General features: G+C 61.7%; 1 protein-coding gene. It reads right to left on the bottom strand.

The annotated features are described in order from the left end of the window. On the bottom strand, positions 1 to 350 hold a 350-nt coding region (locus OGY09_RS01065), incomplete at both ends, for a hypothetical protein (RefSeq protein WP_286589816.1).

Below are 350 nucleotides of genomic sequence, written 5' to 3'. Positions count from 1 at the left end.
GTCTCCCGGTGCAGGCGGTCGCGGGTGAGGTCGATAAGCGGGGTGTCGCCGAGCTTCATTCCTGCCAGATAACCGGAGCCGTAAGTCAGCCACTCCACAGCAGGCAGTTTGTCTGATGTCATGCGGTGTGCCAGGCCTGCGTCGCTGTAGCCGTGCTGTGTCTCATGATGCCAGAGCGGTTCGTCCGTTTCCGGGTGATGCACCACCTGCTGCTCACGAATGAGCCGGCCTTTCTCATCATAGCCGTAGTGAACAGTGACGCGGTGGCCTTCACTGAGGTGGCTGATTTCCGCCAGCCAGCCGCGTTCGTTGTACTGCCACTGTTCCGCCGGTTCGCCGTTCACCGTGCG

Origin of the sequence: Citrobacter sp. Cpo071, from assembly GCF_030332765.1 — a bacterium.
Taxonomy (GTDB): domain Bacteria; phylum Pseudomonadota; class Gammaproteobacteria; order Enterobacterales; family Enterobacteriaceae; genus Citrobacter; species Citrobacter portucalensis.
Note: the sequence above shows the minus strand (reverse complement) of the source record. Positions and strands in the feature narration are given on the sequence as shown.